At 72.4% G+C, this 21,257-nt stretch carries 23 protein-coding genes; 13 read left to right on the top strand and 10 right to left on the bottom strand.

Going from position 1 to position 21,257, the window contains the following annotated elements; all coding sequences use genetic code 11:
* Positions 1-33 precede the first annotated feature (33 nt).
* From ACIBEJ_RS50910 to ACIBEJ_RS50855, 12 genes are read left to right on the top strand one after another with little or no spacing between them, the layout of a single operon-like run.
* On the top strand, positions 34-1,167 hold the full coding sequence (locus ACIBEJ_RS50910) for an LLM class flavin-dependent oxidoreductase (RefSeq protein WP_397190278.1): 1,134 nt from the start codon (positions 34-36) through the stop codon (positions 1,165-1,167).
* Positions 1,155-1,931: an ABC transporter ATP-binding protein gene (locus tag ACIBEJ_RS50905; protein ID WP_397190277.1), complete on the top strand. Its 777-nt coding sequence runs from the start codon at positions 1,155-1,157 to the stop codon at positions 1,929-1,931. The genes ACIBEJ_RS50910 and ACIBEJ_RS50905 overlap by 13 nt, the downstream gene beginning before the upstream one ends.
* Positions 1,928-2,638 carry an ABC transporter ATP-binding protein gene (locus ACIBEJ_RS50900; protein WP_397190276.1) on the top strand — a complete coding sequence of 237 codons (711 nt, stop codon included), beginning with the start codon at positions 1,928-1,930 and terminating at the stop codon, positions 2,636-2,638. Before ACIBEJ_RS50905 ends, ACIBEJ_RS50900 begins: the two co-directional genes overlap by 4 nt.
* Positions 2,638-3,522, top strand: coding sequence for a branched-chain amino acid ABC transporter permease (locus ACIBEJ_RS50895; protein ID WP_397190275.1), 885 nt, complete (start codon positions 2,638-2,640; stop codon positions 3,520-3,522). Before ACIBEJ_RS50900 ends, ACIBEJ_RS50895 begins: the two co-directional genes overlap by 1 nt.
* Positions 3,519-4,496, top strand: coding sequence for a branched-chain amino acid ABC transporter permease (locus ACIBEJ_RS50890; protein WP_397190274.1), 978 nt, complete (start codon positions 3,519-3,521; stop codon positions 4,494-4,496). Before ACIBEJ_RS50895 ends, ACIBEJ_RS50890 begins: the two co-directional genes overlap by 4 nt.
* Entirely contained in the window at positions 4,493-5,788 is a 1,296-nt protein-coding gene (locus ACIBEJ_RS50885) for an ABC transporter substrate-binding protein (RefSeq protein WP_397190273.1), read from the top strand. The genes ACIBEJ_RS50890 and ACIBEJ_RS50885 overlap by 4 nt, the downstream gene beginning before the upstream one ends.
* A gap of 11 nt (positions 5,789-5,799) precedes the next feature.
* Positions 5,800-6,660 (top strand): polysaccharide deacetylase family protein, encoded by an 861-nt coding sequence (locus ACIBEJ_RS50880; protein ID WP_397190272.1) that lies wholly within the window; start codon positions 5,800-5,802, stop codon positions 6,658-6,660.
* Entirely contained in the window at positions 6,630-7,568 is a 939-nt protein-coding gene (locus ACIBEJ_RS50875) for an alpha/beta fold hydrolase (protein ID WP_397190271.1), read from the top strand. The genes ACIBEJ_RS50880 and ACIBEJ_RS50875 overlap by 31 nt, the downstream gene beginning before the upstream one ends.
* Positions 7,558-8,301 (top strand): alpha/beta fold hydrolase, encoded by a 744-nt coding sequence (locus tag ACIBEJ_RS50870; protein WP_397190270.1) that lies wholly within the window; start codon positions 7,558-7,560, stop codon positions 8,299-8,301. Before ACIBEJ_RS50875 ends, ACIBEJ_RS50870 begins: the two co-directional genes overlap by 11 nt.
* A complete protein-coding gene (locus ACIBEJ_RS50865; protein WP_397190269.1) occupies positions 8,298-9,065 on the top strand; it encodes an SDR family NAD(P)-dependent oxidoreductase in 768 nt (255 codons plus the stop codon). Before ACIBEJ_RS50870 ends, ACIBEJ_RS50865 begins: the two co-directional genes overlap by 4 nt.
* Positions 9,056-10,225, top strand: a complete 1,170-nt coding sequence (locus tag ACIBEJ_RS50860) for a flavin reductase (RefSeq protein ID WP_397190268.1) — start codon at positions 9,056-9,058, stop codon at positions 10,223-10,225. The genes ACIBEJ_RS50865 and ACIBEJ_RS50860 overlap by 10 nt, the downstream gene beginning before the upstream one ends.
* Before the next feature lie 12 nt (positions 10,226-10,237).
* On the top strand, positions 10,238-11,020 hold the full coding sequence (locus ACIBEJ_RS50855; RefSeq protein WP_397190267.1) for an IclR family transcriptional regulator: 783 nt from the start codon (positions 10,238-10,240) through the stop codon (positions 11,018-11,020).
* A 48-nt stretch (positions 11,021-11,068) separates the two neighbouring features.
* Here the strand turns inward: ACIBEJ_RS50855 and ACIBEJ_RS50850 are convergent, their stop codons facing one another.
* The 9 genes from ACIBEJ_RS50850 to ACIBEJ_RS50810 are packed head-to-tail and all read right to left on the bottom strand — an operon-like array spanning position 11,069 to position 19,584.
* Positions 11,069-11,806, bottom strand: coding sequence for an SDR family NAD(P)-dependent oxidoreductase (locus tag ACIBEJ_RS50850; RefSeq protein WP_397190266.1), 738 nt, complete (start codon positions 11,804-11,806; stop codon positions 11,069-11,071).
* Positions 11,803-12,342 (bottom strand): flavin reductase family protein, encoded by a 540-nt coding sequence (locus ACIBEJ_RS50845; protein ID WP_397190265.1) that lies wholly within the window; start codon positions 12,340-12,342, stop codon positions 11,803-11,805. The genes ACIBEJ_RS50850 and ACIBEJ_RS50845 overlap by 4 nt, the downstream gene beginning before the upstream one ends.
* Positions 12,297-12,788 (bottom strand): NADPH-dependent FMN reductase, encoded by a 492-nt coding sequence (locus ACIBEJ_RS50840; protein WP_397190264.1) that lies wholly within the window; start codon positions 12,786-12,788, stop codon positions 12,297-12,299. The genes ACIBEJ_RS50845 and ACIBEJ_RS50840 overlap by 46 nt, the downstream gene beginning before the upstream one ends.
* On the bottom strand, positions 12,785-14,020 hold the full coding sequence (locus tag ACIBEJ_RS50835) for a dipeptidase (protein ID WP_397190263.1): 1,236 nt from the start codon (positions 14,018-14,020) through the stop codon (positions 12,785-12,787). Before ACIBEJ_RS50835 ends, ACIBEJ_RS50840 begins: the two co-directional genes overlap by 4 nt.
* Positions 14,010-15,170, bottom strand: a complete 1,161-nt coding sequence (locus ACIBEJ_RS50830; protein ID WP_397190262.1) for a M20 family metallopeptidase — start codon at positions 15,168-15,170, stop codon at positions 14,010-14,012. The genes ACIBEJ_RS50835 and ACIBEJ_RS50830 overlap by 11 nt, the downstream gene beginning before the upstream one ends.
* On the bottom strand, positions 15,158-16,180 hold the full coding sequence (locus ACIBEJ_RS50825; RefSeq protein ID WP_397190261.1) for an amidohydrolase family protein: 1,023 nt from the start codon (positions 16,178-16,180) through the stop codon (positions 15,158-15,160). The genes ACIBEJ_RS50830 and ACIBEJ_RS50825 overlap by 13 nt, the downstream gene beginning before the upstream one ends.
* A gap of 31 nt (positions 16,181-16,211) precedes the next feature.
* A complete protein-coding gene (locus ACIBEJ_RS50820) occupies positions 16,212-17,387 on the bottom strand; it encodes an LLM class flavin-dependent oxidoreductase (RefSeq protein ID WP_397190260.1) in 1,176 nt (391 codons plus the stop codon).
* On the bottom strand, positions 17,384-18,229 hold the full coding sequence (locus ACIBEJ_RS50815) for an alpha/beta fold hydrolase (RefSeq protein WP_397190259.1): 846 nt from the start codon (positions 18,227-18,229) through the stop codon (positions 17,384-17,386). The genes ACIBEJ_RS50820 and ACIBEJ_RS50815 overlap by 4 nt, the downstream gene beginning before the upstream one ends.
* Positions 18,217-19,584 (bottom strand): MFS transporter, encoded by a 1,368-nt coding sequence (locus ACIBEJ_RS50810; RefSeq protein WP_397190258.1) that lies wholly within the window; start codon positions 19,582-19,584, stop codon positions 18,217-18,219. The genes ACIBEJ_RS50815 and ACIBEJ_RS50810 overlap by 13 nt, the downstream gene beginning before the upstream one ends.
* A gap of 112 nt (positions 19,585-19,696) precedes the next feature.
* Here ACIBEJ_RS50810 and ACIBEJ_RS50805 point away from each other — a divergent pair, with 112 nt between their 5' ends.
* Entirely contained in the window at positions 19,697-20,725 is a 1,029-nt protein-coding gene (locus ACIBEJ_RS50805) for an Lrp/AsnC family transcriptional regulator (protein ID WP_397190257.1), read from the top strand.
* A 64-nt stretch (positions 20,726-20,789) separates the two neighbouring features.
* Here the strand turns inward: ACIBEJ_RS50805 and ACIBEJ_RS50800 are convergent, their stop codons facing one another.
* Positions 20,790-21,140 carry a YciI family protein gene (locus ACIBEJ_RS50800; protein WP_397190256.1) on the bottom strand — a complete coding sequence of 117 codons (351 nt, stop codon included), beginning with the start codon at positions 21,138-21,140 and terminating at the stop codon, positions 20,790-20,792.
* Between the last annotated feature and the right edge of the window lie 117 nt (positions 21,141-21,257).

Raw genomic sequence — 21,257 nt, 5'->3', positions numbered from 1 at the left:
ATGCATCCTTGGACTCTCACTCCAGGAGGACAAGTGGCAACCGGAAAGCCGCGCCTGATCGACGGCCTGATGCGCTTCGGCATCATGTGGCCCAACACCCCGTCCCAGAACGTCATGTCCCGCACCGTGGCCGGGCGCAACCCCGACGTCCTCGACCTCGACGTGCACATGGAGCTGGCGAGGACCTGCGAGCGCATCGGACTCGACTTCGCCTTCTTCGCCGACAGCTACACCGTCAACGGCCCCGCGAGCATCGCCGCCGGGCACGGCGAACCGCGCCTGTACGCGCCGGTCTGGGCCGCCGTGGTGATCGCGGCGACCAGGCGCCTGGGAGTCGTGACCACCCTCCACACCCGCTACCTGCCCGTACCGGTGATCGCCCGGCTGGGCGCCAACCTCGACGCCATGAGCAAGGGCCGCTGGGGCTGGAACATGGTGCCCGGCGTCAAGCCCGCCGAGGTGACGCTGTTCGGCCTGGACGGCGAGCTGCCGCACGAGCGCCGGTACGAGCAGGCCAGGCAGGCACTCGGCGCGGTCAAGGCCCTGTGGTCGGCGGGGGCGCTGTCGATGGCCGGCCCGTCGCCGGTGCAGCGGCCCCATCCAGTGATCTTCAACCCGGGAGTGTCTCCGGCGGGCCTGGATCTGATCGCCGAGGAGTGCGACTTCGGGTTCTCCGCCGTGGTGGACGACCGGGCCGAGGTGCGCGGCGCCGTGGACCGCCTGGCCGGGCGGGCGGCCGCCGCGGGGCGGGCCGAGGGCGAGGTGGCGCTGGTCGGCTCGATCGGCGTGGTCCTCGGCGGCAGCGCCGCCGAAGCCGAGGACCGGCGGGCCTGGTTCGAGGCCGGCGTCGACCTGCCCGCCGCCTCGGGCTTCGCCGAGTTCTTCATGCGCGGCAGCCAGACCTACCAGAAGCTCTTCATGGGGCAGGACGCCGAGACCGTGGCGCGCAAGATCGGCTTCGGGGTGGGCAACACCGTGCTCGCCGGCACCGCCGAACAGGTCGCCGAGCAGTTCATCGAGCTGTTCCGGGCGACGGGCCTGCGGCACTTCCTGCTGCTGCCGTTCCTGTGGGCGCCGCAGGAGGTCGCGGCCTACGGCGAGATCTTCGGCCATCTGCGCAAGGCCGGCGTGTGGCTGCCGCCCGAGGAGCGGGGGTGGTCGTGGTGACCGCCATGCTCCAGGTGGAGGACCTCTCACTCAGCTTCGGCGGGCTGCGGGTCCTCGACGGGCTGAGCTTCTCGGTGCGCCCGCGCGGCATCTGCGCCCTCATCGGCCCGAACGGCGCCGGCAAGACCTCGCTGTTCAACTGCGTGAGCCGGCTGTACCGACCGGCCGCCGGCCGTATCTTCGTGGACGGCGCGGAGATCACCTCCATCCGGCCGCACGAGGCAGTCCGCTACGGGGTGGCCAGGACGTTCCAGAACCTGGCCCTCTTTCCCACGCTCTCCGTCAGGGAGAACGTGTTGTGCGGCGCGCAGGGCCGTACCCGGTCGGGAATGCTCGCCGCGATGGTCAGGACGCCCGCCACGCGGCGCGAGGAGGCGCGGCTCGGCGAGGAGTGCGAGCGCGCGCTGGCGGTCACCGACCTGGGCGCGGTCGCGGACGTGCCGGCCGGGGCGCTCCCCTTCGGCGTGCAGAAACGGGTGGAGCTGGCCCGCGCGATCATGGCCGCGCCGCGCCTGCTGCTGCTCGACGAGCCCGCCAACGGGCTCGACACGGACGAGGTGGGCGCTCTCTCGCGGATGCTGCGCTCGATCGCGGCCGACCTCGGCGTCACCATCCTGCTGGTCGAGCACCACATCGGCATGGTGGTGGGCCTGTCGGACCACGTGGTGGTGCTCGACCTGGGCCGCAAGATCGCCGAAGGAACCCCCGGCGAGGTGACCACCGACCCCGCGGTGGTCGACGCCTATCTGGGAGACGCGCTGTGACGCTGCTGGAGACCAGAGGACTGAGCGCCGGCTACGGCAGGGTCGAAGTGCTGCGCGAGGCCGATCTCACCGTCGCCCCCGGCGAGGTGGTCGTGCTGCTCGGCGCCAACGGCGCCGGGAAGACCACCCTTCTGCGCGCCATTTCGGCAGTGATCCCCTCACGCGGGGAGATCCTCCTGTACGGCAGGCCCGTCGCCGGCCGGCGCGCCGACGCGGTCGCCCGGCTGGGCGTCGCGCACGTGCCCCAGGGCAGGGGGACGATCGCCGAGATGACCGTGGAGGAGAACCTCCGCGTCGGCGGATACACCCGCCCCCGGGCCGAGATGCGCGCGGACCTGGACAGATGGCTTGAGTTCTTCCCCCGGCTCGGCGAGCGCCGGCACCAGGCCGCGGGCAGCATGAGCGGCGGCGAGCAGCAGATGCTGGCCGTCGCCCGCGCGCTGATGTCCCGGCCGTCGCTGCTGCTGCTCGACGAGCCTTCGCTCGGTCTCGCGCCGATGGTCGCCCGCGACCTGTTCTCCAGGCTGGCCGAGCTCAACGCCGCGGACTCCCTGGCGATGCTGATCGTCGAGCAGGCCGCGCACCTGGCCCTGGGCATCGCCGCACGGGCCTACACCCTCACCGCCGGAGTGCTGTCGGAGCCGGCCGGCGTGGGCGAACTGGCGGACCGCGAGACCCTGCGCCGCCTCTACCTTGGAGCCGGGTGATGGACCTCCTCCTCCAGCGCGTCGTCGACGGCGCCGGCAACGGCTGCGTCTACGCCGCGCTCGCTCTGGCCATCGTGCTGGTCTTCCGTACCAGCGGCGTGGTCAACTTCGCCCAGGGCGAGATGGCGACGCTGTCCACCTACCTGGTGTGGTTCCTGCTCGCGTGGGACCTGGGCGTCTGGGCCGCGCTGCTGGTCGCGGTCGTGACCGCCTTCGTGCTGGCCGCCGTGCTCGAACGCACGCTGATCCGGCGCCTCGACGTCGGCGACCATCTGTCGATGGTGCTGGTCATGACCGGCCTGTACACCTTGTTCGGCGCGCTGGCGCTCCTGCTGTTCGGTTCGGACGGCCGGCCTCTGCCCTCCCTCTTCCCGGAGGGGTCGGTCCAGTTCGGGGGCGTGGCCCTGCCGTACGCGACCGTGGGGGCCCTGGGCGCGCTCGCGGCCGTGGGCGTGACGCTGGCGCTGTTGTTCCGCCACACCAAGCTGGGGCTGGGGTTGCGCGCCGTCGCGCAGAACCGTGACTCCAGCGCGCTCGCCGGGCTGCCGATCGGGCGGCTGCTGGCCGTCGGCTGGGGTCTGGCGGGCGGGCTCGGGGCGCTGTCGGGCGTGCTGGTGACCTCCCTCGGGCTCTACCTCGAACCGGGTCTCATGCTGCCGGTGCTGGTGTACGCCATGGCCTCGGCCACGCTCGGCGGGTTCGACAGCCCGGTCGGCGCGGTCGTGTGCGGCCTGCTGCTGGGCGTCTGCGAGTCGGTGGCCGTGGGCTACCTGCACTTCGTCGGAACCGAGATGACACTCGCCGTCCCCTTCGCGGTCATGCTCGCCGGCATGGTGCTGCGGCCCGCGGGCCTGTTCGGAAAGGCGTCGGTGCGCCGCGCATGACTCTCACCCTTCGCCGCCGCGCCTTCCGCCTCCTGTGCGTGCTGCTGCTGGTGGCGGCCGCGCTGATCCCGTTCGTCAACCCGCCGTACGTGGTGCAGGACTACACCCGCATCTGCGTGGTGGCGCTGCCGGCCATCGGGCTGAGCCTGCTCACCGGGTACGGCGGGCTCATCTCCCTGGGGCAGGGCGCCTTCTTCGGCATCGGCGCCTACACGACGGCGATCCTGGTCGCCGACCACGGCTGGGCCTGGTGGGCGACGCTCCCGCTCGCGCTCGTCCTCGCGTTCGCGGCCGGCATGCTGGTGGGCACGCCCGCACTGCGCATCCGGGGCGTGTACCTGGCGATCATCACGCTGGTGCTCGGGGCGCTGTTCCCCTCCGTGGTGATGCGGTTCGGCGCGCTCACCGGCGGCAACCAGGGCAAGCCGCTCAGCGCCATGGCCGCGCCGCCGTGGCTGCCCCTGGCCGCCGACCAGTTCCGCTACCTGGTCTGCCTGGCCGCCCTCGTCATCGCGCTGGTGCTGACCCGCAACCTCACCCGCGGGCAGGCGGGACGCGCTCTGGTGGCGATGCGCGACGACGAGACCGCGGCCGCGCTCATGGGCGTGGACGTGGCCCGCACCAAGCTCGCGCTCTTCGGGATCAGCGCCGCGCTGGCCGGTCTGGCGGGGTCCCTGTTCGCGGCCACCCACGGGATCGTCTCCTCCGAGACCGCCTACGTGACGCTCACCGGATCCATCCAGTTCCTGTCCGCCATCGTCATCGGCGGCGCCACCACCGCGCTGGGGCCGCTGATCGGCGCGGCCGTCACCGAACGCCTGCCCGACCTGCTCTCCGACGTCGATCCCGTGCTGGCGCCCGCCGTCTACGGCGCGCTGCTCGTCGTCGTCGTGCTCGTGATGCGCGACGGCCTCGCCGGGTTCGCCGGCCGTGTCTTCGACTCGATCACCCGCTCCAAGAAGGAACGCCGATGAAAATCCGCGCCGCCACCCTTGCCCTGTTGCTCGGGCTGACCGCCTGCGGCGGCCGGGGCCCGGCCCAGCAGCCCGCCGACGTCGCCAACGTCTCCGGAGCCAAGGTCGAGGCCGTGGTCCGCCAGGATTCCTGCCAGGACTACGAGCCCTCCCCCGGCATCACCGACACCACGATCAAACTGGGTTCGAGCTATCCCAACAGCGGGCCGCTGGCCTCGATCGGCGAGACCAACGTGGGCATGAACGCCTACTTCGCCCACCTCAACGAGAAGGGCGGCATCAACGGCCGCAGGATCGAGCTGATCGGCAAGGACGACCAGTACGACCCGACCAAGGCCGCCGCCAACATCAACGAGCTGCTGCAGCGCGAGCGCGTCTTCGCCATCGTCGGCGTCCAGAGCACGACCGGCGCCATGTCGGCGTGGGACACGCTGGCCCGGCAGTGCGTGCCGATCCTGGAGTCGACCATCTCCTCCGCCTCGCCGCGGGAACGGGCCGCGCATCTCAACGCCATCGACGGGCTGGTGCCGTACGCGCTGGAGGGGTACGCCCTCGGCACCTACATGGCCAGGACCCAGGGCCGCAAAAGGGTCGCGCTGATCGCCCAGGACGGTTCCTTCGGCCGGTCGGTCAGGTCCGGCGTCGAGGCGGGTCTGGCAGAGCACGGCGGGCGACTGGTCGCCGCGCAGACCTTCCAGGTGACCGACCCCGCCGTGCGTTCCCAGGTGACCACGCTGAAGGCGGTCGGCGCCGACGCGCTCATCGTGGTGGCGGCCGGGACCAAGTGCCCCCAGATCTTCGACACCGTGGCCGCATCCGGCTGGAAGCCGGCCATCGCCACCACGTTCACGTGCAGCAACACCACGCTGATGAACCTGGCCAAGCCGGGCAGCGTCGACGGCGTCGTCAGCGACGCGTGGGTGCGGCAGCGCGTGCCGGGGGACGCCGAGTCCGACGCGTTCTTCGCGGCGCTGAAGAAGCACGCTCCCCAGGTCAACGCCGGGTCGGAGAACGTCGCCATCGGGTGGGCCCAGGGGCAGATCGTCGCCGAGATCCTCACCCGATCGGCCGCCCTGACCAGGCTCGACGTCATCAACACGGCGCTCGCGCTGAAGGACGTCAAGGTGCCCATGGCGGCCGACGGCCTGCTGCTCAACACCTCCGCGACCGACACCGCGCCCGTGGAGAGCGTCCGCATCACCGTGTACGACTCCGCCGCCGGCCGGTGGCGGCCGGCCGGCAAGGACGACCTGATCGACATGAGCGGCAAGCTCCCCCAGATCATCCGATGAAAGGAGACACCATGACCTGGCGTGACACGCTGTCGCGCAGCCGGCGCACCGTGCACTGGCCGCAGGGGCAGTACGCGGCGGCCACCATCGGGGTCGCGCTGGAGGCGTTCGAGAACCAGTCCCAGCTCCGCCTGGCGGGCCGTCCCGGTCAGCGCGACTCCTTCTCCCTGTCCTACGGCGAGTACGGGGTCCGGGTCGGGGTCTGGCGGCTGCTTGAGCTCTTCGACGACCTGGCGGTGAAGGCGTCGTTCTCGGTGTCGGGCAGGCTGGCCCGCGACTGGCCGGACGTCGTGAAGGCGGTCGCCGACGCCGGGCACGACCTCGTCGGGCACGGCTGGGTGAACGACGTGTTCCTCAACGAGGCCGACGCCGGCGCGGAGCGCGACATCATCGTCCGCACGCTCGACGCGATCGAGAAGGCCGCGGGCACGCGCCCCACGGGCTGGGCCAGTCCGGCCAACTCCAGCACCGAACGTACCAAGCAGATCATGGTGGACAGCGGCCTGACCTGGTCGGGAGACGATGCCAGCGACGACCTGCCGTACGTGGAGCCGGTCGGGGACGGGCGGCTGGCCGTCCTGCCCAAGACGAATCTGTCGGCCAACGACCTGATCCACTGGATCCTGCCGACCAACAGCCCGCAGGTGTTCGCCGAAGGGTTCGCCGACACCCTGGCCGTCGCCTGGGCCGAGGGCGAGGCGGGGCGGCCGCAGTGGGCGGACATGGTGCTGCACTGCCACATGGCGGGCCGGCCGGCGTTCCTGCCGACCCTGCGGCGCTGCCTGCTGGAGGCCCGGCGGCGCGAGCGCGTCTGGTGGACGACCAAGGACACGCTGGCCGCGTGGACGCTCGAGAACGGCTTCGCCCGATGAGCGCCGTGCCCGGCTACGCCGAACTGCCCGCGGGGTCGTGGCTGGAGGTCGCCGGCGTCCGGACCTGGCACACCGTCCAGGGCGGCGGCACACCCGTGGTCTTCGTGTACGGCGGCAGCTTCGGCACCGCCGGCTCGGCCGGCGGCGCCTTCGCCTGGGCGCCCGCCTTCCACGGGCTGGCCGCCGCTCACCGGGTCATCGCCTACGACAAGCCGGGCCAGGGTTTCAGCGGCAAGCCGCCCACCCCGGCCGACTACACGATGGGGGCGGTCGTCGACCACCTGATCGCGTTCCTGGAGGCGCTCGGCCTCGGCCCGGTCCATCTGGTCGGGCACTCGCGCGGCGGTTTCGCCGCCACCAGGGCCACGCTGCTGCGGCCCGACCTGATCGCCTCGCTGACCATCGTCAACAGCGGAACCCTCAGCCCCGGCGTCGGCACCAACGAGGTGGTGCTCGGCGCACCGCCGATGGCGCCGTCCCGGCAGAGCGTCCGCTGGGTCTACGAGCACTACATGCACGACCCGGCCGCGGTCGGCGACCTGTTCGTGGAGCAGGCGTGGAGCGTCGTGCAGAGCGCGTCCTACCAGGAGGCGCTGGCCGAGGTCCGGGCCGGCGACCTGATGGCGGAGCTGTTCCTGCCCCGGCTGGCCGAGGACAAGCTGGAGACGCTGACCTGGCTGGCCCAGGGCAGGCTGCAGCGGCCGACGCAGGTGGTGTGGGGCCGCGACGACCGGACGGCGTTGCTGAGCCGCGGGCTCGCGCTCTTCGGCGAGCTGGCGCGGTGGGAGCGCCGGACGACGTTGTCGGTAGTCGACAAGTGCGGACATTTCCCCTTCCGTGAGCATCCGGGGTGGTTTGTGGATGTCGTCGGATCCTTTCTCGAAGAGGTGGACGCCCATGTCGTGTGAGATCCGGGAGCCCGGCACGGAGACCAGGTCCCCGGTGCTGCTGCTGCACGGGGACAGCGTGCGGGTCTGGGACCCGATCTCCGGGGTCGTCGCCGCCGCGGGCCATCGGGTGATCGCCTGGGAAGGCACCGCAAACGGCCACCCGGACGAGGCGTCCGCCGCGCTGGCGGCCCTCGACGAGCTGGGAGTCTCCGCCTTTCACGTCGTCGGCCACGGGGCGGGCGCCTTGACGGCACTCCACCTGGCCAGGACCGTACCCGCGCGCGTCCTGTCGTGCGGCGTGATCGCCGGCCATGAGGCGGCACCGACCGGCGACGCTCCCGCCGGCGTCCGGCTCGCCTGCCCGCCGGCCGATCCGCGGCGGGCCCGGGCGTGGGCCCTGGATCGGCTGTCGTACACCCCGCACCACATCGACGACGCGCTCCTGGACGCGGCCGTCCACCCCGCGCCCGGACGCTCCGGCACGCTCGCGGCCAAGGACGCCCTGTACGCGCACGCCCGCGACCACGGCTTCCAGGTGCCCATCATGCTGATCTGGGGCTCGCACGACCCGCTCAGCGAGGTCGAGCGCGGGGTCGCGCTGTTCGACCTGCTCGCCTCCACCACGGCCCCGCTGTCGCTGCACGTGGTCAACCGGGCGGGTCACTTCGTGTTCAGGGAGCGGCCCCGCGAGGTGCTGCGGCTGCTGCTGCCGTTCCTCGCCCGCTCGGAACGCCCGCAGGAGGAGCGATGAGGACAGCGCTGGTCACCGGGGCGGCCGACGGGCTCGGAAAGGCCATCGCCGCCAAGCTGCTCTCCCTCGGCGACAGGGTGGCGCTCCTGGACGTCAACGCGGAACGGCTGGAGCGGACCAGGGCCGAGTTCGCCGCCTCGGGCGGGCAGGTGCTGGCACGCGTGACCGACGTCGCCGACGCCGCCCAGGTCGACGCCGCGCTCGACGCCGTCGCCGCCGCCTGGGGCCCGCCGGAGGTCGCGGTGAGCAACGCCGGGATCGCGCCCAGCCAGGACCTGCTCGACATGTCGCCCGCCGACTGGCGGCGGGTGCTCGGCGTCAACCTGGACGGCACCTTCCACGTCGCCACGGCCGCTGCGCGGATGATGGCCGCGCACGGGGTGGCCGGGGCGATCTGCTGCGTGGCCAGCGGCGCGGCCTTCGCCGCCCGCCTGCGCGCCGGGCACTACTGCACCTCCAAGGCCGGCGTCGTGATGCTGGCCAAGTGCCTGGCGCTGGAGGTGGGCCGCAGGGGCATCAGGGTCAACGCGGTGGCCCCCGGGCTCATCGACCACGGTCACCGCGAGGGATTGGGCGAGTTCGTCCCCCGCGACTACGCCACGCGGATGCGCGCCAACACGCCGCTCGACCGGGTGGGCACCGCGGCGCACGTGGCCGACGCCGTCGCGTTCCTGTGCTCCGACCAGGCCGCCTTCGTCAGCGGAGACGTGCTCATGGTGGACGGCGCCAGCGGCGCGGGAAGGTTCAACCTGCCGTGGAGCTGACCGGTGTGCACGACGAGCACTTCTTCCGCCGGGTTCTCGGCCGCTACCCGACCGGGGTGGTGGCCGTGACCTCCCTCGACGCCGGCGGCGAGCCGCTCGGCATGATCGTCGGCAGCTTCTCCTCGGTGTCGCTCGAACCCCGTCTGGTCTCGTTCATGGCCGCCAAGACCTCCTCCTCGTACGCCCGCCAGCGCACCCGCGACCGCTTCTGCGTCAACGTGCTCAGCGACCGTCAGGAGGACGTGTGCCGGGCGCTCGCCGTCAAAAAGGGCGTCGACAAGTTCGCCGGCGTGACCTGGCGCCCCTCGCCACTCGGTTCGCCCGTCATCGACGGCGTCGTGGCCTGGATCGACTGCGTGGTCGTGGACGAGATCGAGGCCGGCGACCACTACATAGTCCTCGGCCGGGTCGTGGATCTGGAGGTCGCCGGCCCCGGCCTGCCGCTGATCTTCCACAACGGCGGCTACGGCAGCTTCATCCCCCGTTCCCGGGTGATCCCGGCCAGGCCCGACCTCATGGCGCACGTGGTGCTGGCGGACCTGGCCAGGCGGGTGGTCGAGCCGCTCACGCGCGAGCTGGAGATGGAGTGCGCGATCATGACCACGATCGGCGAGCACGTGGTGCGCGTCGCCGGGGTCGGGGCGCCGCCTGTGGGCGCGGCGCCCATCCAGGTCGGGCAGCGCATGCCGTTCTGGGCGCCGCTCGGGGCGCTCATGGTGGCCTGGCGCGAACGCCGTACCCAGGAGGAATGGGCGCGGCGCGGGGCGGGCGGCGGCGACCCGGCGACCGTGGCGGCGCACCTGGGCGCGCTCGATCGGGTGCGCGAGCGCGGGTGGGTGGTCAGTCTCGGCACCGACGCCTACCGCGCGCTGGACGACGTGCTGGCCCACCAGCCCGACGGCCCCGCCAGGGACGGCAGGGTCCGCGAGCTCGAAGCGGCGCTGGGCGGGCCACGCGCCTACTACCCGGAGTCGCTGACCGGCGAGGGGAGCTACCGGGTCCGCAACGTCTCCGCACCGGTCTTCGGCCCCGGCGGCCAGGTCGTCCTGTACCTGTCGCTGTTCGGCTTCCCGGAGGCGTCCGCCGGGCGCGACGTCGTGGCCGTGGCCGAGCGGCTGCGCGCGTGCGCGGGCGAGATCGGCGAGCTGGTGCCGAGGTGAGAAGATGGTTCTGTGACGCAGACACCGGATCCGCAGCGCGCTCTGCCGCACTACCCCATCGAGTCGGTCGACCGGGCGCTGCGGCTGCTGGCCATGCTGGGCGCCACGCGTGAGATCCGGCTGTCCGACGCCCGCGACGCGCTCGGAGTCGGGCAGTCCACGGCACACCGGCTGATGGCCATGCTCGTCTACCACGGCTTCGCCGCGCAGGATCCGCTCAGCCGCGCCTATCGTGCGGGTCCCGCGCTGGTGGAGGTCGGGCTGTCCGCGGTCAGGCAGCTCGACCTGCGCTCCGTCGCCCGGCCCGTCATGCAGGCGCTGGCGGCGGAGACCGGCGAGACCATCCACGTGGGGCTGCTGGAGCAGGACAGGATCCGCTATCTGGACACCGTGGAGAGCTCGCACGCGCTGCGCGTGGGCGGGCGCGTGGGCCGGCTGAGCCCCGCCCACGCCACCAGCATGGGCAAGGCGATCCTGTCCCGGCTGGACGACCGGCAGGTGCTCGCCCTCTACCCGGGCAGGACCTTGGAGCGGGTGACGGACCGGACCACGGCCCGTCGTGCGGACCTGCTGGCGGAGTTGCAGGAGGTCCGGCGCACGGGCTACGCGGTCAACCTGGGCGAGAGCGAGGAGGGCGTCACCTCGGTGGGCGCGGCGATCATGCATCCGGGCGGCGGGCCGGTCGGCGGGCTCAGCATCGCCGCGCCGCTCAGCCGGATGACCAGGCAGAAACGCGAGATCCACGCCGCGCTGCTGGTCGAGGGCTGCGCCAAGATCACGGTCGCGCTGGGGTGATCCGCTTCCCGGGTGCGGATCCGTCATCTGCCCAGCGGAAGTCCGTGCTCAGCCGAGCATGATCGCCCCGCCGTCGGCGCTGATCGTCTGACCCGTCACGTAGCGGGACGCCGCGGACAGGAAGAAGAGCGCCGGGCCGGCGATGTCCCCGGCCTCGCCGACGCGTCCCAGCGGAACGCCGTCCAGGAAGGCACGGCGTTCCCCGTCCGGCAGGCCCTCCCAGTCGGCCCGGGTCGGGTCGGCGAGGATCAGGCCGGGCGCCACGCAGTTCACGCGGATGCCCGCGGGCCCGAGCTCGCGGGCGAGTTGCCTGGTCAGGCCGATCACGCCGGCCTTGGCCGCGGCGTACGCCTGCACGCCCGTGCGCGAGGTGGTACGGCCGGCGCCGGAGGAGATGTTGACGATGGCCCCTCCCCCGCACCGCTTCATCGCGCCCACCGCGGCGCGCGAGCAATGGAAGACGCCGTCCAGGTTCAGCGCGACGACCGCCCGCCAGTCCTCGTCCGGCACCCGGTCGATGGGGTCGCGGCGGGCACCCGGCCCGCCCGCGCAGTTGACCAGGAAGTCGAGCCGGCCCTCGGCGGCCTCGATCTCCGCGAAGGTCCTGGTGACCGCGGCGGAGTCGGTGACGTCGACGCGGCGGCCGGCCGCTCCGTCCGCGTCCGGCTCGCGCACGTCCAGCGCCCACGCGCGTGCCCCCTCGGCCACGAGCGCGGTGGTGATCGCCCGCCCGATGTCTCCCGCCGCGCCCGTGACGACGGCCACCGCGCCGCTGATGCCGGTCATCGTTCCTCCTGTACGCGCCCGGTGAGGCGGCGGAAACGGCTGCCGTGGAAGACCAGCGGCGAGGTCCCGGGGAAGGAGCGCAGGGCGCGCACGTGCAGCAGCACGATGCGATGGTCGCCGGCGGGGACCTCCTCCGCCACGACGCACTCCAGCCAGGCCGCCGCCCGGTCGATCAGCACCGCCCCGGCGGAGGTGTACGACCAGCCGACGCCGGCGAACCTGTCACCGTCCTTGGCCGCAAGGCTCCTGCAGGCCCCCTCGTGGCCCTCGGCGAACACGCTGAGCCCCAGCGCGGGCAGCGCGCGCAGCCTCGGCCAGGTGGCGGACTCGTTGGCGACACAGATCGAGACGAGGGGCGGGGCGAGCGAGACGGAGGTGAAGGAGCTGGCGGACATGCCCGCCGGCTCGGTCCCGTCGAGCCCGCAGAGCGCGACGACGCCGCTGGGAAAGCAGCCGTAGGTCCTGCGCAGGGTCGCGGGGTCCACCTCGGTCAGCAGGCCGACCCGTTGAGCCGCGGCAGTGCGTGTGCCAGCCATCGGTCGTACACCTCCTCCTTGTCGTGTTCTGTCTCCAGGACGTACAGGGCCCTGGTGGGGCACGTGGCGCCCAGCTCGACCAGGACCGGTCTCAGCAGCAGTTCGGGGGCGAGGGCGTGGGCTTCGGTGGCCCCCACCATCAGGGGCACCGCCACGACGCCGGCGAGCCCGTCACCGGGCAGGCGGTCGAGGAAGAGCTTGAGCAGGCCGCTGTAGGTGGCCTTGAAGGTGGGGCTGGCGACGACGGCTATCCGGGCCGCGCGCACCGCCGCGATCGCGGCCTCGACCCGCCGGTCACCGGCTTCGAGCAGGGCGGGACCCAGTTCGGCGAGCTCGACGCTCAGGTCCGGCGCGCCCGGGTCCCCGGCGATCCGGCGGGCGAGACGGCGGGCGGCGGCGGACGTACGCGAGCCCGGCCGGGGGTTGCCCACGACGGTGACGATCACCGGGCCGGCTCCCGCCAGCTCCGGCGCAGGACGCGCAGCACGTTGCCACCGGTGACCTTGGCGATCTCCTCGTCGCCATACCCGTGCTTGACCAGCCAGGCGACGGCGTTGCGCAGGCTCTCTCCGGGGTTCTCCATGCCCGCGCAGTACTCCACCCGCTCAGGCACCGGGTTCTCCACCCCGATCTTGGTGAGCGGGTCCGGGTCGCGCGGCGGCGCGGGCGGGTCGCCGGCGCCGAACAGCGAGGCGAAGACCCGGTGCACCCCGACGTGGTCGCCGAAGAGCGTGTCGGGCCCGAAGGTCACATGGTCGATGCCCATCAGGTCGACGCAGTAGGCGAAATGGTCCATCACCGACTCGATGGAGTGCCGGGGATGAGCCTGGGAGACCGTGGAGTGCGGGGCGGCCTCCACACCCAGCAGGCCGCCGGACTCGGCCAGGGCGCGCAGGACCACGTCCGGCTTCATCCGCTCGGTGGGCCACACGGCTCTGGCTCCGGCATGTGTGATCATCACGGGCGCGCCGGACGCCTCGATGGCGTCCAGGGACGTGCGGTCCCCCGCATGGGAGAGGTCGATCGACAGGCCGAGCCGGTTCATCCGCTCGACGACTCGCCGCCCGAACCTGGTCAGGCCACCGTCGCGGTCCTCGGCCAGCCCGCCGCCGATCTGGTTGGCTCCGTTGTAGACCAGGCCGAGCTGGCGTACCCCGAAGCCGTAGAGCAGGTCGAGCCGGTCGAGTTCGTTCTCGATCGGCGTCGCCGCCTCGATGGCCAGGACCAGGGCGATCCGCCCGCTGGCCCGGCAGTCGAGGATGTCGCTCACGCTCCGGGCGATGCGGACGTGGTCCTGGTGCGCCACGTCCGCCAGGCGCATGCCGACGTCGTGCACCACGTCGTCCCATTTCCAGCCGTGATGACTGGCGATGCACCCGGTCGGTCCCATCATGTTGTCGAAGATCGCGTCCACGCCGGAGGCGGCGAGCGCGCGGTAGGCGAGGTGCTCGCGGCCGGAGCGGGCGTAGGCGGGCGCCTGGTCGATGTCGCGCGGGTAGATCTGGGGGTGCTCGTGCAGGTTGACGATGAGGTTTTCGCGCAGGAACCGCTCGGCCCGCTCCGCCTGTTCAGGGCTCAGGCCCAGGTCGTACGGCTTCGCGCGGTCGAACTCGGTGTCCAGCTCGACAGGTGTGTATCGCTCGCCGAGGTAGGCGAACGAGGTGTAGTCAGCGGGCATCGAGCCTCCTGCGGGTGAGATGGGCGAGCACGGTCACCGCGTCCTCGATGAGGGCGTCGTCGAAGCGTGCCCGCGGGCTGTGGTTGCCGGGGGGCGGCTCGGCGTCGTCGGCGGGCGCCGCCCCGAACAGGGCGAAGGCGCCAGGGACCACGTCGAGCACGCGGGCGTAGTCGTCACCGGCCGGCAGCGGGTGCGGCAGCGGCGCGTAGCGATCGGCGCCGAGCGTCTCGCGCACCACGCTCTCCAGCAGGGCGACCTCGTGGGGGTCGTTGATCACCGGTGGGTAGCCCTCGTTCCAGCGCACGTCGGCCGCCAGGCCGTGCGCCTCGGCGACGCCGCGGGCGATGCGGTGCACGCCCTCCGCGACCAGGCGGGCGGCGTCGGGCGAGAACGCGCGGGCGGTGCCGGTGAGGGTGACGTGGCCGGGGATCACGTTGTGCGCCTCGCCGCCGTGCACGCTGCCGAAGCTGACGACGGCGGGATCGGTGGGGCCGAATCGGCGGGCCGCGAAGACCTCGACGGCGGTGACGATCTCCGCCGCCACCGGGATCGGATCGCGCGCCAGGTGGGGGAACCCGCCGTGTCCCCCGGCTCCTGTGACGCGGACGGCGAACTCCGCGGCCGCCGCGTGGGAGGCTCCCGCCCGGGTGCCGAACACCCCGTGCGGCAACGTCCCGGACAGGGCGTGCACGCCGTACGTCGCGACAGGGGGCGCGCCCGCGGCTTCGAGCAGTCCTTCGCCGAGCATCAGCGCCATGCCGTCCTGCCCCTCCTCGCCGGGCTGCCAGGCGAGGACGACGGAACCGGCCAGGCTCTGCCTGGCCGCGCACAGCGAACGCGCGACGCCGACCAGGATGGCGCTGTGCAGATCGTGCCCGCAGGCGTGCATCGCCCCGGCGACCACCGAGGAGAACGGCTCGCCGGACTCCTCGGTCAGCGGCAGCGCGTCCATGTCGGCCCGCAGCAGGACGGCGGGGCCGGGGCGGGCGCCGCGCAGTACCGCCACGATCGAGCTGAGCGCGGCGCCGTGCCGGATCTCCAGCGGGAGGCCGGCCAGGGCCTCCGTGACGCGGCGCTGGGTCGACGGCAGCCGCAGCCCGACCTCCGGCTCGCGGTGGAGGTCCCTGCGCAGCTCTCTCAGTGCTCGCACGTGAGCAGCCGCCTGCCGTTGTCCACGAAGATCGCGCGCCGCTGCTCCTCGGTGAGCAGCGGGGTGGTGCGCAGCTCGGCGACGAGTTCGGCGCCCAGGCCGGTGTGCGTGAACGGCCAGTCGCTGCCGAAGACCAGACGGTCCGGTCCTGCCAGCCGCAGGATCGCGGGAAGCTGGTCCGGCGTGACACTGCCCGCCAGGTCGTAGTAGAAGCTCTTCAGCGAGGTGAGGAAGTCGGGGATGTCCCGGCCTTCCGCGTTCGCCCGCCAGACGTTGCGCGCCACGCGCCGCGCCAGCATGGGCAGCGCCGCGCCCGCGTGCGGGACGATCAGCCGGATGCCGTCGTTGCGCGCCATCGTCCCGGAGAAGATCAGGTTGATCACGGTGCGGGTGGTGTCGAAGAAGTACTCGTACATCGTCCGCGACCAGCCCTCCATGACGCCGGGCACGAGCGCTCCGGGGCTGGTCGGGTGGAGGCGGACGAGCACGCGCCGCCGTGACAGCTCGGCGAGGACGGGCTCCAGCCTCGGGTCCCCGAGGTAGACGCCGTGGGTGTTGGTCAGCAAGTTGATCCCGTCGGCGCCGAGCGTGTCGAGCGCGTACTCCAGCTCCGCCAGCGACCCGTCCACGTCGGGCAGGGGCAGCGTCGCGAAGAAACCGAACCGACCGGGATGATCCTGTACGGCGCGCGCCCCGCCCTCGTTGGCGACCCGCGCCGTGATCCTCCCCTCGGCGAAGTCGCCGGTGAGCTGCACGCCGGGTGTGGAGATCGACACCACGGCCTTCTCGATGCCCCACTCGTCCAGCACCTCCAGGTGCTGTCGCGCGCTCCACTCCGGCAGTCCGCCGACGTGCCCGTCCGGCCTGTCGTGTCCGGCGGCCAGCGCCCGCTCGCGGTACTCCGTCGGGATGTAGTGCACGTGCAGGTCGATCGCGCGGAGGGTGTCGCGGCCGGCGGCCAGCGCCTCGGCCAGGTCGGGCGCCGTCCAGGTGCCCATCGCATCCGTCATCGGGACCAGCCCCCGGCGTTCATCGCATCCGTCACCAGGACCAGCCCCTTTCCGCGGGCGGCGTCCACACGCCGGCCTTCTTCAGGTGCGGGAAGACCGCGCCGAGCCGGGCGACCTCCTCGGGCGCCCACATCAGGTTGAGGATCATGAAGCCGCGCAGGCCGGTCTCACGGTGGATGTGGAGGAACTGCTCCGCCACCTCTTCCGGAGTCCCGACCAGGACGCTGCTGCCGGCCGCCATGCCGATCTTGCGGGCGGCCTCGTCGAAGTCGCCGCCGCCGTAGGTGGACTGGTAGGTCTGGCTGCCGCCGAGGAAGCCCTTGGCCCAGCCGCGGGCCGCCTCCATGTCGATCGAGTCGCGGATCCACGCGTACTTGTCCTGGGCGTCCCGGTGGGTGTCGCCCAGGACCACGCCGATCGAGCCGGCCATGTTCACTTCGAGTGGCGAGCGGCCCTTCGACTCGGTGAGCGCGGACAGCCGCTCCACGGGCTCGCGTACCTTGGCCAGGTCGTCCACGACCGCGAAGAAGGCGTAGTCGCAGGACTGGGAGATGAACTCCTGCCCCGCCGGCGACACACCCGCGTTGAACAGCAACGGCCACGGCTCCTGCACGGGGTAGGGGCCGCGCGGCGTTCCGCGGAAGCGGTAGTGCTCGCCCTCGAACGTGACCGGCTCGCCGCGGGCCGCCCACAGCGCCTTGACCGCCTCGACGGCCTCGGCGGCCATGGCGTAGCGGGCGTCGTGCTCCACCAGGTCGATGCCGAGCAGGTCGGCCTCCGAGCCCTTGGAGCCCGGCACGACGTTCCACCCCCAGCGCCCGCCGCTGAGCACGTCCAGGTTCGCGCCCAGGCGGGCGATCACGGCCGGCGGCAGGTAGCGGGTGTGGACGGTGGTGACCACGCCGACGTGCCGCGTGGCCGCCATGACGATGGGGGCGTAGATCGGCGCCGAGACGCAGGGCTCCCCGTGACCGACGCGGGCGTTGCCGGGGCCGTGATGCGTGTAGCCGTCGGCGAAGAAGACGAAGTCCACGCCGGTGTTCTCCGCGATGCGGGCCAGCTCCGCGTGGGTGTCGGCGTCCAGCACGTCCGGGTTGCGGTCCGCCATCGCCTTCGAGGTGATGTTGGGCGTCGGCGAGTTCATCCACATCATGCCGAAGCGCAGTTGCCCGTCGGGCTTCCTGGGCTTGGCTGTCTGGCCTTTCACTGGTCTGTTCTTCCTTCCATGTCGTCGAGGAAGGCGCGGACGGTGGCGAGCCACGCCGTACGTTCCTCGATCTGCGGTGAGTGACCCGAGTGCTCGAAGATCACGAGCCGGCTGCCGGGGATGCCGTCGGCCAGTTCCCGGCCGGCCTCCACGGGGGTGATCCAGTCGGCCCGGCCGACGGTGATCAGGGTGGGGCAGCCGATCTCCCCCAGCCGGTCCCTGATGTCGTAGACGGGCATGTCCGGCCCGAACACGCGGCGGTGGGTCGCGGCGTGAAAGCGCATCGTGACCGGTTCCGCCCGCCCTGTGGCCGGGTCGTGGTCATGGGTGTAGAGGGGCTGGATGTTGAGCCACAGCCGCCTCAGGTCCGCGTCGTCGCTCACCTGGCCGGTGAACATGCGGTCCAGTTCGGCCAGGTCGACGCCCCGGCCCATCTCCTCCGCGCGGCGTCTGGCCCTGGCGCGGAAGTCGTCGGTGGCCGCCGTGTCGCGGAGCAGCAGGGCCCGCACCCGATCCGGGTGACGCAGGGCGTACTGCAGGGCGATGAAGCCGCCGTAGGATCCGCCGGCCACGACGACCCGGTCCACGCCCGCCCAGGCGCGCAGCGCGTCGACGTCGGCCACCCACTGGTCGTGCGTGAGCGGCGGGGCCGAGCCGCTCTCGCCGCTGCCGCGGGCGTCGAACACGATCACGCGGTAGGTGTCCGCGAGCGCGCCCCAGGCGGCCTTCGGCTCGGCCCGGGTGCTCAGGCCGGGCGCGCCGTGGTGGGCGATGATCACCGGGGCGTCGCGGTCGCCGAGGTCCTCGACCTCCAGCTCGTTGCCGTTGATCAGGAGGCGCACGTCTCGTCCTTCCTGAGCAGGAGGACCAGGAGGGCGCACACCGCCATCAGCGTCGCGCCGATCGACCAGACCGCGACGAACGCCGACTCGGCCGGCACCGGCCGACCGCCGGCGACCAGTGTGCTGAGGATGACGCCGAAGACCGTCGCGCCGACGGAGGCGGCGGCGCTGCGCAGCAGGTTGTACATGCCGGAGGTCACCCCCGCCTCCGTGGCGGGGCTGCGGGCGAGCAGCATCGACGGGATGATCGCGAAGACGATGCCGCTGCCGAACCACTCCAGGCAGGTCCCGATCAGGAAGGCGGGCACGGAGCCGTGGGCCAGGGTGAGCTCCAGGTAGCCGGCCGCGATGACGAGGGCTCCGGCGGCGAGCGTGGCCCGGTCGCCGTAGCGGGCGGCGAGCCTGGCGGTGACGGCGGAACCCAGGGAGGCCGCGCACGAGGAGGGGAACAGCAACAACCCGATCTGCGCGGCGCCGAGTCCGAGGCCGTAGCCGAGGTCGTCGTTCAGCCCCGCGTAGATCGACCGCATCGCGTTCTGCCCGAGCAGGACGAAGCCCATGAGCGCGGTGATCGCCAGCAGTGGCGCGATGGACCTGCGGCCGAGCCGTCGCAGGTCGACCAGCGGCTCACGGGTGCGCAGCGCGTACCAGCTCCAGAACGACAGGACCGCCAGACCGGCCAGCGCCCAGCTCCATTCCCGCTTGGACACCCCGAGCAGGAACGTTCCCAGCCCGAGCCCGATGAGCAGGGCGCCGGGCCAGTCGACGCGTCCCTCGGCCCTGGTGGTGGTCTCCGGCACCAGGCGGAACGGGATGATCAGGCACAGTGCCATCAGCAGCGCGGGTACCCACAGCGTCAGCGTGAGGTCGCCGGTCCACGCCAGCGTCGCGCCGCCGAGCAGCCCGCCGACGGCCGAGCCGAGCGTGAGGCTGGCGACGATGACGCCGATGCCGGCTGAGCTGCCGCCGGCGGAGCTGTCACGGACCATCGCGAAGTTCAGCGGCAGGAACGTGGTCATGGCGCCGACGAGGACGCGTCCGGCGAGGAAGAGCCCGTAGTCGGGCGCGACCGCGACGACGACCAGGCCGACCGTGGCCAGGGCCACCGCGATCTGGAGCATGCGCCGGTGGCCGTACCGGTCGCCGAGTTTCGTCAGGATCGGCACGTAGAGCGCCGAAGCCAGCAGGTTGGCGGAAATCGCCCAGCTCAGCCCGCCGGCGTCCACACCGTAGCGTTCCCCGATGGCGGGAAGGACGGGCAGGAGCCACGACTGGTCGAGTCCGTTCGCGAACTCGAGAACAGCCAGATATCGGATGGTACGGCGGGCCTGAGGTGCGGAAACGATAGGTGCCACAGCGGTCTCCTCGTGTGCTCGCCGCCATGTTTTGCGAACTAGTGCACCGTTGTCACCTAATTGACCTGTTCTGCGGCTAACATCAGCAGCATTCGTCACAGGGAGGGCAAGGATGCGGGATTCCGTCACGCTTCCGGAGGTGGACTTGAAGCTGATCCACGCCCTCCAGGTGAACGCCCGAGCGAGCTGGTCCGCGATCGCCCACACCCTCGACGTCGACCCCGCCACCGCCGCCCGCCGCTGGGCCCGGCTGGAGTCCTCCGGCGACGCCTGGGTGGCCGCCTACCCGCTGCGCGAGCCGGCCCACGCCGGCGCGATCGTCGAGGTCTGCTGTACGGCGGGGCGGGCCATGGCCGTCGCCGCCAAGCTCGCCGACGACCCCCACTGCATGAACCTCGACATCACGACCGGGGCGCGCGACCTCATGCTCACCGTCACCACGAGGTCGGCCGCCCAACTGTCGGAGTACCTCCTCCACCGGTTCGACGGCCTCGAAGGGGTGCGCACGGTCACCGGGCACCTGACCTTCCGCGTCCACACCAACGGCGGCCATTGGCGCATGGGCGTGCTGACGCCGCGCCAGGAGCGCACGCTGACCAAGACCTACGCGGCCGTCCCCGCCCCGGTTGCGGGCCCGCCCGAGTGGGCCATGGCGGTCGCCCTCGGCCAGAACGGGCGCCGCGCCGTCACCGACCTGGCCGCCTCGTCCGACGTGAGCGAGGCGACGATCCGCCGCAGGCTCCCGGCGTTGCTGGGCAGCGGCCAGCTCATCCTGCGCTGCGAGGTCGCCAGGGAACGGTCGGGGTATCCGGTGGGCGTGTGGTACTTCCTGCGGGTGGCCGCCGCCAAGGCCGATGAGGTGGGAGCCACCATCGGCCGGTTGCCGCAGGTCAGGCTGTGTGCGACCGTCGACGGCCCGGCGAACCTGATCGTCCAGGCCTGGGTGCCGTCGCGCGAGCGGATCACGAACTTCGAGTCGCTGCTCTGCCGCTCCCTTCCGGGCGTGGAGGTGATCGACCGCTCGGTGATGCTGCGCACCGCCAAGCGCGTCGGCCGGCTGATCGGTGAGGACGGCCGCGCCGTCGGGATCACGTCCACCGACATCCGCCTGCCGATTCCGCGCACCTCTGAACAAGACTGAACAAGACGCCCACGTCTCCGGCGGCGGCCTCAGCGGGACTGCCGCCGGCGGATCGACGAGGCGGTCAGCTCGGCGCGTCCCAGATGGGCCGGATCTCGATCCCCGCCCCCAGCGGGCAGCGCCGCGCGATCTCCTCGGCCTCCCGCGCTCCGGCGCACTCGATGACATAGAAGCCGGCCAGATCCTGGCGCAACTCCACCATCGGCCCGCGCCGGGAGATGGGACCCTGCGGCGAGGGACGCAGCGACCAAGCCTCCGCGGCGGGCTTGACCGCCTCCCCGGAGAACGCCACACCCTTCTCCCGCAGGTACGCGGCGAACGCCGCATGCTCGGCCACCGCCGCGCCCATCTCGTCCGGCGAGACCCGGTCCCAGTAACCCTCCGCGTCGAAAAGCAACAAAGCGAACTTCATCATCGACCTCCTTCACCCCCATGACGTTCGAGCCCAGCCGAAATCGACAGACCATCCCCCATCGTGTGATGAAACGATGACAACGCGGCTGACCCGTGGATTCGCCTGGTTGCCTGCTGC

This window comes from Nonomuraea sp. NPDC050790, assembly GCF_044456745.1.
Classification (GTDB): Bacteria; Actinomycetota; Actinomycetes; order Streptosporangiales; family Streptosporangiaceae; genus Nonomuraea.
This window is presented reverse-complemented; position numbering and strand designations above follow the sequence as displayed.